Below are 13,912 nucleotides of genomic sequence, written 5' to 3'. Positions count from 1 at the left end.
CCCCCCCGCCCCCCCCGGCTCGGTCTTGTCGTTCCAGAACTCGGTGCCGGTGTTGATCTCGCCCTTGTCGCGCTGCGGCAGCAGGGTTTCGTTGAGGTAGAACGAGGAGTTGCCGGTGGTGTCGCCGATCTTGCCCGGCTCCAGCGCCGGCGCGAGGTTGCGCGAGTGCACTCGGCCCCAGTTGATATTGCCGTCCTTGAGCACATAGGCGTTGTCGGAGATGTATTCCTCGGTCCAGGCGCGCAGGGTGAAGGTCGAAGCGTTCTTCAGCAGTTCCAGGCCACTGCGCGGTACCGGGAACGGCGTGCCGCCGGTCTTGCCGACCACGCCCTCGCCGTCGTCCACCAGCTTGGCGATGGCGGCGTTTTCCTTGGTGGCCTGGCATACCGCGTCGTTGTAGCGGAAGTCGCGGTGGCTGGGGTAGACCGGCATCCGGAAGGTCGCCGGGTACAGTTTGAACAGGGCTTTCTGGCCGTCGGAGAGCTGTTCGGCGTACTGCGCCAGATTGCTCGCGGTAATCACGAACAGTGGTTTTTCCTCCGGGTAGGGATCGATCGGGTGATTACCGGTGCCCTTGAAATCCACCTGGGGCGGAACCCCCAGCCACTTGCCCGAGTACGCCGGGATCGAACCGTCGGCATTGGCGCTTTTGTCCGCGCCGAGGCAGGTGAGTTCGTTGCCCAGGCGCGTGACGTCTTCCGGGGCCGCCTGGACCTGGCCGGCCAGGGCGACAGCCAGGACCAGGGCCAGGCAACGGGGGGCGAGGATACTGCCGGTCATTATTGTTCTCCTTGGATTACCGATAGCGGGAGCCCAGTATCGGCAGGGGCTGGAGCCGGCAGCATCGTCCGTGCGGACTAACGCATTTTTACCCTCCCCGGCGCCGCTCAGACCGCACTGGCCGGCAGCGGCAAGGTGCCCGGCTGACCCAGGGCAACCACGCTGTTGAGCATGATCCGCACCAGCTCGGTCTGACGCCGCACGCCGGTCTTGGAGAAGATCGAGCGCAGGTGCGCACGGGCGGTGTTACGGCGGATATTGAGCAGTTCCGAAGCCTCTTCCAGGGACAATCCGTTGGCCAGTTCCAGGGCCAGCGCGGTCTCCGCCGGGGTCAGGTGATAGAGCTGCGAGGTCACCGCATTGCTCACCAGCGACTTGCCCACTGCATCGCGCACATAGACCATCACCGTCGGCTTGCCCTTGCCGTCGAGCAGCTCCTGGGACGGGATCAGCTCCACCACCACGCCGAGATTGACCTGCCCCGAAGGCCGCGACACCGACATCGCCTCGGCGCCCACGGCATCGCCCTCGCCATGCCGGGCACGGGTGAAGGCGTTGCGCACCAGGCGCCCGAGTTCGCGGTTATCGCTGGGATAGGTGGCTTCCAGGCGCCCGCCCACCAGCTTGAGGCCATCGTTGCTGTCGAGGATTTCCCGGGCCACCGGGTTCAGTTGCAGCACGCTGCCGCTTTCGTCGAGGACAATGGTGGCCACCGCCAGGCGACTGATGGTCTGGCTGTACAGGCTGCCGAGGGATTCGCTGCGGTCGAGCAAGGCATGCATGTGCAAGGCCCGGCGCAGATGGGGCATGAGCATCGCGCACAGGGCGCGTTCGGCCTCGCCGAAACGCACCTGCTCGCGGGTACGGTTGATGCGCAGACGCAGGGTGCCACCGTCGGGCATGCTGATATCGACGCCGAGCATCTGGTGGCAGCCGTAGGGCTCGCAGTACAGCAGATAGAACGACGAGGTCAGCCACTCGGCCTCGCTCATCAGGTCGTCGATGGTGAACACGCGGTCGGTGGGCAGTTTGTCGAACAGCGTCGACTTGGCGTAGTAGGCATAGTGGTTGACCCCGCCCTCGCCCAGCTCGACGTCGCCCGCCACCATCATCGGCGAGAGAAACGGCTCGTCGGCGACGCGCAGGATCAGGGTGACGAAATTGGCCTGGAACACGGCGCGCAGGGTCTGCAGCGATTCGCTCATGCGTCGGGTATCGAGTGCCGCGTCATACAGGCCGCCGATCAGGCGCTCGTACTCGGCCAGCTCCAGCCCCATCTCTTCCAGGACCCGGGCGTTGGGCATCGTGGTGTGCATGGTCAATCCCCCGGCGGGCACGGTCTCCCGGTGCCCGCCTCATTGTTTTTGTTGTGGTGGCATCGGTCGCGGGTGATATCAGGCTTCAGCGGGCGGCGGCAAGCACGGCACCTTCGCCACCCTGGTAGACGCCGCGCTCACCGGCGACCAGCAAATGGCGGGCACCGAGCACCACGGCGCTGGTCAGGGTCCCCAGCCCTGCCCGTTGCGAGCGGTCCTGCACCTGGCCCTGGGCATCGAGACGGATCAGGCGACTGCCGGCGCCGACCAGGACCAGGCCCTGGTTGTCCGGCAGCAACGCGTGGCCGTAGATCGGCAGGCTGCTGCCGATGTCGACGCGCTGCCAGCTGTCGCCGAAATCGCTGGTGGTAAACACATGGCCACGCATCCCGTAGGCCAGCCAGCGCTCGGCGGACAGCCGCACCACGCCGAACAGCGAGCCGTTGTAGAAAGGTTCGAGGCTTTGCCAATGCTCGCCGCCATCGCTGGAACGCAGGACCAGGCCCTGCTCGCCCACCAGCATCTGGCGACCATCGCGGCCACCGTCGAGGCCGTTGAAATGTGCGCCCTCACCCGGCATTTCCCGGGCCGTCCAGTGCTGACCGGCGTCGCTGGATTCGAGGTACTTGCCGTAGCTGCCGTAGGCCACCACCTGCTGGCCGTCAGCGCTCCACAGGCCCAGCAGTGGTTCGCCGAGTTCGGCGTCGTAGCGGACTTCCTGCCAGGTCTGGCCGCTGTCGGTGGAACGCAGGATCCAGCCGTCGTGGCCCACGGCGAGCAGCACACCGGGGCCGAGGGCAGCCAGGGCGGTCAGGGTCACTTCGCGGCCGCCGACCTGGCGGCTCTGCCAGGTCAGGCCGCCGTCCTCGCTACGCAGGAACAGGCCGCGCTCGCCGACGCCGAGCAACTGCGCACCATCGGTCAGCAACGCGTTGACCTGGACCCGGTCGACGTCGATCTGCGTGGGAGACAAGGACGCCGGATGGCGCGGAGCGAAGGCATAGGCCACGGCGGCGATGACGATGGCGCTCATGAAGTAGCCGATCAGATTGCGCATGACGGACTCCGGAGCAACGGGCACGGTTCGGGCTTCATCGGGTGATCCTCGTGTTTTTTGTTGTGCGGGGATCATCTGGCCGGGTGAAGGATGGGACATCGTCCAAATGGTGTAGGTCAGAGGGCTTCGTCGTCGGCAATGCCGACTTCCACGGGGTTCCGGGCCAGCCGCAGGATCCGGGCCCGACACAGGAGTCTGTGGGAGCTGGCTTGCCAGCGATGAGGCCGGCAAGAACACCTGACCCGCAAGATCGATGTCGAAGCTGATGGCCTCATCGCCGGCAACGCCGGCTCCCACAGGGTTCCGGGCCAGCCGCAGGATCCGGGCCCGACACAGCAACCTGTGGGAGCCGGGCCAGCGCATGATCCAGGCCAGACACAAGAACCTGTGGGAGCTGGCATTGCCAGCGATGAGGCCCTCCAGCCATCACGGCAATTCGAACAACCCCGCCGCGCCCATGCCCCCGCCAATGCACATGGCCACCACCACGTACCTCACCCCGCGTCGCCGCCCCTCCAGCAGCGCATGCCCGACCATCCGTGCTCCGGACATGCCGAACGGGTGGCCGATGGCAATCGCCCCGCCGTTGACGTTCAGCCGCTCCGGGGCGATGCCCAGCGCGTCGCGGCAGTGCAGGACCTGGCAGGCAAAGGCCTCGTTGATCTCCCACAAGCCGATGTCGTCGACACCCAGGCCGAAACGCTTGAGCAGCTTGGGTACCGCGACCACCGGCCCGATGCCCATCTCCTCCGGCGCACAACCGCCCACGGCGATACCGCGATAGATGCCCAGCGGCGTCAAGCCACGGCGCTTGGCCTCGACCCGGCTCATCAGCAAGCAAGCCGCCGCACCATCGGAGAACTGCGAAGCATTGCCGGCCGTGATGAACTCGCCCTGGGCCACCCACTTGCCGTCCTTCCATACCGGCTTGAGCGCCGCCAGGTCTTCCAGGCGGGTACCCGGCCGATTGCATTCGTCGCGCTCGACCCGCACCCGCTCATGCCCGGCGGGCTGGCCGTCCTGGTCGAACAGCAGGCGCTCGACCTCGATCGGCACGATTTCGTCGTCGAACAGCCCGGCCCGCTGCGCCGCTGCCGTGCGCTGCTGGCTGTGCAGGCTGTATTCATCCTGGGCGGCACGGCTGATCCCATAACACCGCGCGACGATCTCGGCGGTTTCCAGCATGGGGATGTAGGCCGTCGGCATGACCTCCAGCACCGCCTGGGACTGGGCGCGGTAAGTATTCTTGTGCCGGGTCTGGGTCAGTGACAGGGATTCCACGCCACCGCCGATGGCAACGGCCAGTTCTCCGGTCATGATGCCCTTGGCCGCCACGCCGATGCTCATCAGGCCCGAGGCGCACATGCGGTCCAGGGCCATGCCCGGCACGCTGTCCGGCAGGCCACCGGTATAGGCACAAAGACGGCCGATGTTGTAGGCCTGGGTGCCCTGCTGCACGGCGGCGCCCATGATCACGTCCTCCACGGCATCGGCCTCGATGCCGGCGCGCTCGACCACCGCGCGCACCACATGACCACCTAGCACAGGCGCCTCGGTGTCGTTGAAGGATCCACGGAAAGACTTGGCCAGCGCGGTACGCGCGGTCGAGACGATTACGACTTCATTCATGACGGTTCACTCAAGCGGGGTTGAAGGTGTAGCGGCTGATGGTGTCGATCACGCAGCCGGGACGGCTTTCGCCTTCGATCTCGACACTGACCCGGACCACCGCCTGGACTGCTTCGCCGATCTGCTCGACGCGCTGTACCAGGCCATGCCCGCGCACCCGCGAGCCGACCCGCACCGGCGCCGGGAAACGCACGCGGTCGGCGCCGTAGTTGACGCCCATGGCCATGTTTTCCAGGCTCATCAGTTGCGGCAGGAACAGGTTGGCCAGGGCCTGGGTCAGGTAGCCGTGGGCGATGCAGGCGCCAAACGGACCATGGGCGGCACGTTCGGGATCGACATGAATCCACTGGTGATCGCCGGTGGCCTCGGCAAACAGGTCGATGCGCGACTGCTCGATCGGCAGCCAGTCGGTGTGGCCGAGATCCAGGCCCTCGGCGTCGAGCAAGGCCCGGGCGCTGCTGAAAACATGCGGCATGGCGGATTCCTCAGGCCTGTTGCGAACTGACCGACAACACCTCGCCGACCATGTACGAGGCATAGTCGCTGGCAAGGAACATCATCACATTGGCCACTTCCCAGACCTCGGCAGCGCGACCGAACGCCTCGCGCCCGGCCAGGCTGGCCAGCAGCTCTTCACTGGAGGCTTTCTTGAGGAAGTCATGCAGGGCGATGGACGGCGATACGGCATTGATGCGCACGCCGTGTTCGGCGGCTTCCAGTGCACTGCAGCGGGTCAGGGCCATGACCCCGGCCTTGGCGGCGGCGTAGTGGGCCTGTTCCTTTTGCGCACGCCAGCCGAGCACCGAGGCGTTGTTGACGATCACTCCGGCAGCGCGGCGCTGCATGTGCGGGAGCATCGCGCGGGTCATGCGGAAAGTGCCGGTGAGTGTGACATCGAGCACCTGCGACCATTCTTCGTCGCTCATCTCGACCACACCTTTCTGCCCGCCGAGACCGGCGTTATTGATCAGTACATCAACCCCGCCCAGGTGCTGCTCGGCGGCCTCGACCAGAGCCTGCACCTGATCCTCGACGGTGACATTGCACAACTGGCCGTAGATGGCCTCCAGGCCGGTTTCCGCCTTCAGGCGCTCGACCGCCTCCTCCAGCCGCCGTGGATGGATGTCGGAGATCATCAGCGCCCGGCAGCCTTCCTCGGCGCTGCGCCGGGCCGCCGCATAGCCGATGCCGGCACCGGCGGCGGCGGTGATCAGGACCGACTTGCCAGCCAGCAGTTGGTGGCCGGGTACATAAGGGGGAGCGTGTTTCACAACGAATGCCTCCAGGCAGAAAGAACCCGCCCAGATATACGGTGGGCGGGCTGGAGGCGGCATCGTCAAAATGGGGTATGGAGCGCCTGTACGTTGGTCGCCGACAGCGTATTCTTTTGCAGAAACATTCTGTAAAGCGTGGTCTAACCTCCATCAGCCAGCATCCACCCGCTCAAAAGGAGGTGACTCCCCATGGCCGCGGCTATAGCCCCTCGCCCCCAGCCCCTGCAGATCGACTACACCCGCGACACCCTGTTCGGCGTCTCGACCCAGAGCGTCGAATGCATGGTGCAACTGGAAGCCTTGAATATCGCCGGCAAGCCCGGCTTGCAGTTGCAAGTCACCCCGCCCCTGCCGGAACGCCTGGAACGCGCCCATACCCTGGTGTTCACCTGGCGCGGGCATACCTGCCGGGGCATCGTGCAGTCGTCCCGGCAATGCCAGGACGGCAGCCTGCAATTGCGCCTGGAGCTTCAGTGAGGTTCAGCGTCCGGTCAGCAGATGCGGTACTTGCACATGATTGAGCTGGTCGCGCTGCTGACGGACCCGGCTGACCAGTTCGGCCAGGGCGCGGCAGTTGGGCAGCTCACTGAGGTGGATATCGCTGACGGTCAACGCCGCCCGCTGGGCATCGGCAGGGAAATGCAGGGTCAAGGACAAGCCATCACTACAAGTGACCTGGCAATGGTCAGGCAGGAACGCCCCCTCGATCAGTTGGCGCAACTCAAGGTCACACACTCCATTCATCGGCATGATTCGAACCCTCCGCAGGACAAGGATGGCCGTCCAAGTCAGAACCTGCCGGGGGCCGGCGTCCAATGGAAAAAAGCCATGTGCAAGCGCTTGCGCCATTGACGCCGGGCATGACCGCTGCCGTCGGAACTCGTACGTCCTGAGTTAAGGAGGGGCCCGCGACAGCGCAGGTTCAGGCGCATATCGCGGGGATCGGACGAAAGGTCGCGGTCAGTCCATCTGACCGAAGCGGCCGGCATGGAAATCGTCGAAAGCCTGGACGATCTCGGCCTGGCTGTTCATCACGAACGGACCATAGCCGACGATGGGCTCGTCCAGCGGCTCGCCACTGAGCCAGAGCAGCATGGCGTCGCTATCGGCATCGATCCGCACCTCTTCGCCGTCGCGTTCGAACAGCACCAGTTGCGCGGCACCAACCGCCTGCTGGCCATTGACCCTGACCTGGCCGCGCAGCACCACCAGCGCTGCGTTGCGCCCCTCGGCCGCCGCCAGGCGCAGCGACTTGCCGGCGCCCAGTTGCACATCCCAGACATCCATCGTCGTGAAGGTCCGTGCCGGGCCCTGGTGCCCGAGGTAATTACCGGCAATCACCCGCAGGCTGCCCGCGTCATCGGCCAGGGACACCCGCGGAATATCGGCGTCCAGCAGGGTCTGGTAGCCCGCCGGGGCCGACTTGTCGCGGGCCGGCAGATTGACCCAGAGCTGGACCATTTCCAGCATGCCGCCACGCTCGGCGAAGGACGGCGCATGGAACTCCTCGTGGATGATGCCGCCGGCGGCGGTCATCCATTGCACGTCGCCCGGGCCGATAAAGCCGCCGGCACCGGTGGAATCACGGTGTTCCAGCTCACCCTGGTAGACGATGGTCACGGTTTCGAAGCCGCGGTGCGGGTGCTGGCCGACACCACGGCGGGCGCTGGTCGGGGCGAAATGCTGCGGTCCGGCATAGTCCAGCAGCAGGAACGGGCTGATATGCCGGGCCAGGTTGTCGTAGCTGAACAGGCTGCGCACCGGAAAACCGTCGCCGACCCAATGGGCTGGCGGGCTTTGGTAGACGCCTTGAATCTTCTTCATGAGAGACCTCCTCGTTGCATGGGACGCACGATACCCATGCAACGAAAAAGGCGGTAGAGGGCAAAAAGCGCTTTCACTGTCCTGCTGGTGGAACGATCAGGCCGACTTGAACTGGGGTTCGGCAGCGGCCTGCAACAGCCAGGCTTCGATGCGATGGGCGCTGTCGTGGGGATCTTCCTGCATGAAGCAGTGCCCGCCAGGCACCTTGCGCGGTTCCACGTTGGGATTCAGGCGTGCCCAGCGCGCCAGTGACAGCGGAACGAAGGGATAGGTCTGCTCGCCGTGGAGCACCAGGGTGGGAGTCTGCACCCGCGACAACGATGCCCACATGCGTTTCGGGAAAGAACTGAAGATCTCCACCTCGCGACTCGGCCGGCAGCGCAGCACCACCCCGGCACCGCATTCGCCTATGGCGTGGCTGACATAGGCCTGCAACGCCGCCTCGCTCCAGCCCTTGAAGATGCCGCGACCGTGCAGCGAGTCGTGGGCGGCCTGGCGGTCCGGCCAGTAGCTGCGACGGGTCGCAGCCTTGCGGGCAAGGCCATGGCGGCGGTGCATGCCGAACCAGCTGGCCACGCCCATCACGCCGATCATCGAGCGGCTGAACACCACCGGATCAAGCAGCACGGCACGCTTGAACAGCCGGGGTTCGAGCTCCAGCATCAGTCCGGTCAACACGCCGCCGAAGCTGTGGCCCACGGCGAAACAGGGCACATCGCCGTATTCGCCGCGTCCGGCATTGAAGGCCTCCAGGGCCAGCTCGGCGCTACGGTTCCAGCCCACGAACGGGCCGCCGTGGTCGCTATCGCCATGGCCCTGCACATCGCTCAGCCACAGGTCGAAATGCACCGCCAGCAACTCCAGCAGCGGCTGGTAGGCCAGGCAGCAGAAGCCGTTGCCATGGATGAAATGCAGCAGCGGCTTGCCGCTGGCCGGCGAACGCCAGCCGCGCAGGGTGAAGTGTTCGGCGCAATCATGGGTCCAGGGGATCAGTTCCATCGGGGCTCGCAGCAGGAATCAGGAAAAGCCCGATTCTACAAACAGCAGCGGATACAGAGATAGCACCAGCAGCGCCGCCATCAGCAGGTTAAACAGCCGAAGCCAACGGGGATCCTGCAAAAACCGGCGCAAGGCACTGCCGAACATCACCCAGACCGCCACCGCCGGCAGGTTGACCACGCAGAACACCAGGGCGATGACGATGACATTGACCAGGTAGCCCTGAGCCGGTGTGTAGGTTGTGATTGCCCCGACCGCCATCACCCAGGCCTTGGGGTTGACCCACTGAAAGGCTGCCGCGCCAATGAAGCTCATGGGCTTGTGGCTGTCTGTCGAAACCGCCGACATCGGCCCGGAGGTAGCGATCTTCCAGGCCAGGTACAGCAGGTAGGCCGCGCCGGCATAGCGCAGCACGCTGTAGATCGCCGGATAGACCTTGAACACCTCGCCCAGGCCCAGGCCGACCGCCAGCACCATCACCATGAAACCGATGCTTACGCCCAGGGCATGGGGCACAGTGCGACGCACACCGAAGTTGACCCCGGAGGCCAGCAGCATGGTGTTGTTCGGGCCGGGGGTGATCGAGGAGACGAAAGCGAACAGCACGAAGGCTGAAAGCAGGTTCAGGGAGGTGAGCAGCATGGCGGGTAATCCTGGTGGAGGGTGTTTCGAGTTATGGGTTTACCCTACCGGGAATGGTTTGCCGTTAACCGGTACAGTCAACATAAATTAATCAGGTACACCATACTGTTCTGCTGGCAATAACTTCGTGGGGAGTCCGCCCAGCCTTCAGGCTGTTCTGTAGATCTAAAATGCAACGCGGCACCTGTGGGAGCGGGTTTACCCGCGATTGCAGTAGTGAATTCACCGAAGCAATCGCGGGTAAACCCGCTCCCACAAGGTTCGCGCGCTGCTGTATGGCCAGCATGATCTGATCTAGGATGTCGCCACCCTTCTCCACCCGGAAACACTTCATGTCCCTGCAGATCCGCCCCGCCCGCCTCGAAGACGCCGCACAGATCCTCGCCTTCATCACCGAACTGGCCGAGTACGAGCGCGCCCGCCACGAGGTGGTCGCCAGCGTCGAGCATATCCAGCGCAGCCTGTTCACCGCCGACAGCACCGCCAAGGCGCTGATCTGCGAGCGCGATGGCCAGGCCATTGGCTTCGCCGTGTACTTCTTCAGCTATTCCACCTGGCTCGGGCAGAACGGCCTGTACCTCGAGGACCTCTATGTGACCCCGCAAGCCCGCGGTACCGGCGCGGGTAAATTGCTCCTGCGGCACCTGGCCCGGCTGGCCTGCGAGCATGACTGTGGCCGCTTCGAGTGGAGCGTGCTGGACTGGAACCAACCTGCCATCGATTTCTACAAGTCCATCGGCGCCGAACCCCAGGACGAGTGGGTGCGCTACCGCATGGACGGCGAGACCCTGCGGGCCTTCGCCCGGGGTTGATGGCCCGACCGCAACAGAACCAGGGACAACGACACATGGCAGTGAACGCGAATACCCAGACCTTCACCATCCTCGCCCAGGACCCGGCGATCGAAACCAGCCCCGGCCAGCCGCTGTTTGCCCGGGTCAGTGTGCCCCTTGAGCACCTGGCCGACGGCCCTGTCGGCTACCGGGTCAAAGTGGTCGACTTCGATGCTGCAGCCAACCGCCTGTACCTTCCCCACGCCTACAACCAGACCCCGGGCGAAGCCGCCATCGACCCCTTCGATCCGGCGGATGCCCGCGTGCTGGGCCAGCCGGGCTTCCATTGCCAGCAGGTCTACGCGGTGATCATGCGGCTCCTGGCGCGCTTCGAGTTGGCCCTGGGCCGGCGCGTGGCCTGGGGCTTCGATGGCCATCAATTGCATGTGGTGCCCCACGCTTTCGTCGAGGCCAATGCCTTCTATTCCCGGGAAGACCGTGCCCTGCTGTTCGGCTACTTCCAGGATGGCGAGGATTGGGTCTTCACCTGCCTGTCCCACGATATCGTCGCCCACGAGACCACCCACGCCCTGCTCGATGGCCTGCGCGCCGGCTTCATGCAGGCCTCCGGACCGGACCAGGCGGGGTTTCATGAAGGCTTCGCCGATGTCATCGCCCTGCTGTCGGTGTTCTCCCTGAGCGAGGTGGTCGAGTTCGCCCTGACCTGTTATCGCGGGGTCAACATCAGCCATCAGGGCGATGCACGCCTGATCGATGGCGCCTCACTGCAGATCGATGCCTTGGCCGATACCCTGCTGTTCGGTCTCGGTGAGCAATTCGGCCAGGCCACCAGCGGCCTGCGTGCCAACCCGCTGCGCCGCTCGGTGCAGAAACGCCCCTCCACCGATTACCTGGACAGCGCCGAGTACGACGACGCCCATAACCGTGGCGAGATCTTTGCCGCCGCCATGCTGCGCAGCATGCTCGAGCTCTGGGTCGCACGCTGCAACTCCCTCGGCACCTTCGGCGATAACCTGTACAGCCTCGACGCGGTGATCGCCGAAGGCGCCAAGGCCGCCGACCAGTTGCTGACCATCGCCATCCGCGCCCTCGACTACTCGCCGCCGCTGGACCTGGAGTTCGGCCATTACCTGGCCGCCCTGCTCACCGTCGACAGCGAGGTGGCGCCGGACGATTCGCGCTACAGCTACCGGCGGATCATCCGCGACACCTTCGCCAGCTATGGCATCCAGGTGCCGGCCGGCCTCACCGACGCCGACGGCTGCTGGCTGACCTTCGCCGACAACGACAAGGTGCGCTACCAGAACAGCCACTTCGACTCGATGCTGCGCGATGCCGAGGAAGTCTTCCGCTTTCTCTGGGAAAACCGCGACGTGCTGCAGATCGACGAGCGCGCCTACACCGAAGTGGTTTCGGTGCGCCCCAGCCTGCGCATCGGCCCGGACGGTTTCGTGCTGCGCGAGACGGTCTGCGAATTCACCAGCCGGGTCAATCTGTTCGGCGCCGAGTTCACCTCGGTGTTCAAGGAACCGCGCCCCGAATGGCTGAAACCCACCACACCCGTCACCGTGTATGGCGCCGGCACGCTGATCTTCGACCAGTACGGACGGATCAAATACTGCATCCAGCGTCCGTTGACCGACGCCCGCTGGCAGGTGCGCCGCCTGGAATGGCTGTACGGTCCGAACAGCGAGGCGGCCGAGCCGGGCTCCGCCGCCGACCTCACCCGCATCCACCGCGCCCGGGCGATGCAAGCGCCGAGCACAGCCCAGGAGCTGCAGCCATGAGCCCGATCCGCCTGCACCTGTTCGCCTACCAGGTCGGTTTCGGCGACTGCTTCCTGCTGCGCTTCGTCTACCCGGACGACAGCACCCGCCATGTGCTGATCGATTTCGGCACCGTGGGCATGCCCGACGGGGTCGACAAGGCCAAGCAGATGCTGCGTATCGCCAACGACATCAAGGACAAATGCGCCGGCAAGCTCGACGTGCTGGTCGCCACTCACCGGCATGCCGACCATATCAGCGGCTTCGACCCGCTGAAGAAGGGCAACGGCCCCGGCAGCATCATCCGCGCGCTGAACCCGGACGTGGTCCTGCAACCCTGGACCGAACAGCCGGACCTGGCCGAGGACGCCACCGCGCCGCTGGCCGCCGCGCATGTGCAGGCCCTGGCCGGAATGAACGAAGTGGCGCGCCAGCTCAAGGCGCGCATGGACAGCAAGCCCAAGGGCCTGGACGCCGCGCTGGAGCGACGCCTGGGTTTTCTCGGGGAAAACAACATTTCCAACAAGGGCGCGGTGAACAACCTCATCGCCATGGGCTCCCGCCCCGGTGCCAGGGCGGTCTACGCCCACTTCGGCAGCGACGATCCGCTGGCCGAGGTGTTGCCGGGCATTCGCACCCGGGTTCTCGGTCCGCCCACAGTGGAACAGAGCGCCGAGGTCCGCCGCGAACGACGCACCGACCCGGAATACTGGCTGCGCGCGCCGTTGCTCTTTGCTCCCCAGGGCACTGCCACGGCCAGTGCGTCGCCCTTCCCCGACGCGCCCTGCGCACGGGGCAGCAAGCTGCCGCAAAACGCCCGCTGGATCGCCGGCAGGGTGCGCCGCGCGCGGGGCGATCAGTGGCTGTCCATCGTCACCGCGCTGGACAAGGCGATGAACAACACCAGCCTGATCCTGCTGTTCGAAGCCGGGGGCAAGAAGCTGCTGTTCCCTGGTGATGCGCAGATCGAGAACTGGCGCTACGCCCTCAACCAGCCTGAAATCGCCGCCTTGCTGACCTCGGTGGACCTGTACAAGGTCGGCCATCACGGCAGCCTCAATGCCACGCCGAAAAGCCTGTGGAAGGGCTTCAGCAACAAGGACGAGAGCAAGCGCCCGGGGCGCCTGACCAGCGTGCTGTCGACCCTGCCCGAGCAATACGGCGACAAGAACGCCGGCGACGGCACCGAGGTGCCACGGGTGCCGCTGCTCAACGCCCTGGACAAGGACTCCGACCTGCATGACACCCATCGGTTGCCGCCGGGAGTCTTGTATGACGAGGTTGTACTGGAGCTCCAGGAAACGCCATGAGCTACCGCATTGCCGCCGACGGCCTGGTGCTGCTGCACCTGCTGTTCATCTGTTTCGCCGTCGGCGGTGCCCTGCTCCTGCTGAAATGGCCGCGCCTGTGCTGGCTGCACCTGCCGGCGGCGGTCTGGGGATTCCTGGTCGAGGTGATGCACTGGCCCTGCCCGCTGACCCGCTGGGAAAACCACTTTCGCCGACTGGCCGGGGAACAGGGATATGCGCAAGGGTTTATCGAGCACTACCTGCTGCCGGTGATCTACCCGGCGGGCCTCACGCCGGCGATCCAACTGGGGCTGGGAATCGGGGTGCTGGTGGTGAACCTGGGGCTTTATGCCTGGCTGGTTCTGCGGCGGCGCTAGCGCCTCATCGCTGGCAATGCCAGCTCCCACAGGTTCCTGCGTCGGGCCTGGATCCTGCGGCTCGCCCGGAACCCTGTGGGAGCCGGCATTGCCGGCGATGAGGCCATCAGCCTCGACATCAATCTTGCTGGTCAGTGTTGTTCTTGCTGGCCTCATCGCTGGCAA

Annotated in this window: 15 protein-coding genes; 5 read left to right on the top strand and 10 right to left on the bottom strand. The window is 65.5% G+C overall.

Annotated elements, in window-relative coordinates; all coding sequences use genetic code 11:
- The 6 genes from ACODSK_RS26630 to ACODSK_RS26605 form a co-directional block, all read right to left on the bottom strand.
- On the bottom strand, positions 1 to 780 hold a 780-nt coding region (locus ACODSK_RS26630; protein WP_489020223.1), incomplete at its 3' end, for a DUF1329 domain-containing protein.
- Positions 781 to 887: 107 nt separating this feature from the next.
- Complete coding sequence (locus ACODSK_RS26625) at positions 888 to 2,096, bottom strand: helix-turn-helix transcriptional regulator (protein WP_489020221.1); 1,209 nt, start codon at positions 2,094 to 2,096, stop codon at positions 888 to 890.
- 85 nt (positions 2,097 to 2,181) lie between these two features.
- Positions 2,182 to 3,153: a WD40/YVTN/BNR-like repeat-containing protein gene (locus ACODSK_RS26620; RefSeq protein ID WP_489020219.1), complete on the bottom strand. Its 972-nt coding sequence runs from the start codon at positions 3,151 to 3,153 to the stop codon at positions 2,182 to 2,184.
- Positions 3,154 to 3,579: 426 nt separating this feature from the next.
- Positions 3,580 to 4,782 carry an acetyl-CoA C-acyltransferase gene (locus ACODSK_RS26615; RefSeq protein ID WP_489020217.1) on the bottom strand — a complete coding sequence of 401 codons (1,203 nt, stop codon included), beginning with the start codon at positions 4,780 to 4,782 and terminating at the stop codon, positions 3,580 to 3,582.
- 10 nt (positions 4,783 to 4,792) lie between these two features.
- Positions 4,793 to 5,257 carry a MaoC family dehydratase gene (locus ACODSK_RS26610; RefSeq protein WP_489020215.1) on the bottom strand — a complete coding sequence of 155 codons (465 nt, stop codon included), beginning with the start codon at positions 5,255 to 5,257 and terminating at the stop codon, positions 4,793 to 4,795.
- A 10-nt stretch (positions 5,258 to 5,267) separates the two neighbouring features.
- A complete protein-coding gene (locus ACODSK_RS26605) occupies positions 5,268 to 6,053 on the bottom strand; it encodes an SDR family oxidoreductase (RefSeq protein ID WP_489020213.1) in 786 nt (261 codons plus the stop codon).
- Between the two features lie 192 nt (positions 6,054 to 6,245).
- On the opposite strand from ACODSK_RS26605, the gene ACODSK_RS26600 reads away from it, so the two are divergent.
- Positions 6,246 to 6,533 (top strand): hypothetical protein, encoded by a 288-nt coding sequence (locus ACODSK_RS26600; protein WP_489020211.1) that lies wholly within the window; start codon positions 6,246 to 6,248, stop codon positions 6,531 to 6,533.
- A 3-nt stretch (positions 6,534 to 6,536) separates the two neighbouring features.
- Here the strand turns inward: ACODSK_RS26600 and ACODSK_RS26595 are convergent, their stop codons facing one another.
- From ACODSK_RS26595 to ACODSK_RS26580, 4 genes are all read right to left on the bottom strand, one after another.
- Positions 6,537 to 6,806 carry a DUF1652 domain-containing protein gene (locus ACODSK_RS26595; RefSeq protein ID WP_489020209.1) on the bottom strand — a complete coding sequence of 90 codons (270 nt, stop codon included), beginning with the start codon at positions 6,804 to 6,806 and terminating at the stop codon, positions 6,537 to 6,539.
- Positions 6,807 to 7,016: 210 nt separating this feature from the next.
- On the bottom strand, positions 7,017 to 7,880 hold the full coding sequence (locus ACODSK_RS26590; protein WP_489020207.1) for a pirin family protein: 864 nt from the start codon (positions 7,878 to 7,880) through the stop codon (positions 7,017 to 7,019).
- 96 nt (positions 7,881 to 7,976) lie between these two features.
- The gene (locus ACODSK_RS26585; protein WP_489020206.1) at positions 7,977 to 8,879 is read right to left on the bottom strand and encodes an alpha/beta fold hydrolase; all 903 of its coding nucleotides are present in this window, start codon (positions 8,877 to 8,879) and stop codon (positions 7,977 to 7,979) included.
- 18 nt (positions 8,880 to 8,897) lie between these two features.
- Positions 8,898 to 9,521 carry a LysE family translocator gene (locus ACODSK_RS26580; RefSeq protein ID WP_489020204.1) on the bottom strand — a complete coding sequence of 208 codons (624 nt, stop codon included), beginning with the start codon at positions 9,519 to 9,521 and terminating at the stop codon, positions 8,898 to 8,900.
- A gap of 332 nt (positions 9,522 to 9,853) precedes the next feature.
- Between ACODSK_RS26580 and ACODSK_RS26575 the strand changes: the two genes are divergently transcribed.
- The 4 genes from ACODSK_RS26575 to ACODSK_RS26560 are packed head-to-tail and all read left to right on the top strand — an operon-like array spanning position 9,854 to position 13,747.
- Positions 9,854 to 10,333 (top strand): GNAT family N-acetyltransferase, encoded by a 480-nt coding sequence (locus ACODSK_RS26575; protein WP_489020202.1) that lies wholly within the window; start codon positions 9,854 to 9,856, stop codon positions 10,331 to 10,333.
- A 35-nt stretch (positions 10,334 to 10,368) separates the two neighbouring features.
- Positions 10,369 to 12,102, top strand: a complete 1,734-nt coding sequence (locus ACODSK_RS26570) for a gluzincin family metallopeptidase (RefSeq protein ID WP_489020199.1) — start codon at positions 10,369 to 10,371, stop codon at positions 12,100 to 12,102.
- The gene (locus ACODSK_RS26565; RefSeq protein WP_489020197.1) at positions 12,099 to 13,391 is read left to right on the top strand and encodes a ComEC/Rec2 family competence protein; all 1,293 of its coding nucleotides are present in this window, start codon (positions 12,099 to 12,101) and stop codon (positions 13,389 to 13,391) included. Before ACODSK_RS26570 ends, ACODSK_RS26565 begins: the two co-directional genes overlap by 4 nt.
- Positions 13,388 to 13,747 carry a DUF2784 domain-containing protein gene (locus ACODSK_RS26560; protein ID WP_489020195.1) on the top strand — a complete coding sequence of 120 codons (360 nt, stop codon included), beginning with the start codon at positions 13,388 to 13,390 and terminating at the stop codon, positions 13,745 to 13,747. The genes ACODSK_RS26565 and ACODSK_RS26560 overlap by 4 nt, the downstream gene beginning before the upstream one ends.
- Positions 13,748 to 13,912 lie beyond the last annotated feature (165 nt).

The organism is Pseudomonas sp. FG98 (assembly GCF_057808595.1).
The sequence above is the reverse complement of the archived record's forward strand: the minus strand, read 5'-3'. Positions and strand labels throughout refer to the sequence as shown.

What these genes read in the sequence shown, in the direction of transcription:
- ACODSK_RS26600 (WP_489020211.1), top strand. Translation starts at nt 6,246, where the DNA reads ATGGCCGCGGCTATAGCCCCTCGCCCCCAGCCCCTGCAGATCGACTAC.
- ACODSK_RS26585 (WP_489020206.1), bottom strand. Translation starts at nt 8,879, where the DNA reads ATGGAACTGATCCCCTGGACCCATGATTGCGCCGAACACTTCACCCTG.
- ACODSK_RS26565 (WP_489020197.1), top strand. Translation starts at nt 12,099, where the DNA reads ATGAGCCCGATCCGCCTGCACCTGTTCGCCTACCAGGTCGGTTTCGGC.
- ACODSK_RS26590 (WP_489020207.1), bottom strand. Translation starts at nt 7,880, where the DNA reads ATGAAGAAGATTCAAGGCGTCTACCAAAGCCCGCCAGCCCATTGGGTC.
- ACODSK_RS26595 (WP_489020209.1), bottom strand. Translation starts at nt 6,806, where the DNA reads ATGCCGATGAATGGAGTGTGTGACCTTGAGTTGCGCCAACTGATCGAG.
- ACODSK_RS26570 (WP_489020199.1), top strand. Translation starts at nt 10,369, where the DNA reads ATGGCAGTGAACGCGAATACCCAGACCTTCACCATCCTCGCCCAGGAC.
- ACODSK_RS26620 (WP_489020219.1), bottom strand. Translation starts at nt 3,153, where the DNA reads ATGCGCAATCTGATCGGCTACTTCATGAGCGCCATCGTCATCGCCGCC.
- ACODSK_RS26625 (WP_489020221.1), bottom strand. Translation starts at nt 2,096, where the DNA reads ATGCACACCACGATGCCCAACGCCCGGGTCCTGGAAGAGATGGGGCTG.
- ACODSK_RS26615 (WP_489020217.1), bottom strand. Translation starts at nt 4,782, where the DNA reads ATGAATGAAGTCGTAATCGTCTCGACCGCGCGTACCGCGCTGGCCAAG.
- ACODSK_RS26560 (WP_489020195.1), top strand. Translation starts at nt 13,388, where the DNA reads ATGAGCTACCGCATTGCCGCCGACGGCCTGGTGCTGCTGCACCTGCTG.
- ACODSK_RS26580 (WP_489020204.1), bottom strand. Translation starts at nt 9,521, where the DNA reads ATGCTGCTCACCTCCCTGAACCTGCTTTCAGCCTTCGTGCTGTTCGCT.
- ACODSK_RS26610 (WP_489020215.1), bottom strand. Translation starts at nt 5,257, where the DNA reads ATGCCGCATGTTTTCAGCAGCGCCCGGGCCTTGCTCGACGCCGAGGGC.
- ACODSK_RS26575 (WP_489020202.1), top strand. Translation starts at nt 9,854, where the DNA reads ATGTCCCTGCAGATCCGCCCCGCCCGCCTCGAAGACGCCGCACAGATC.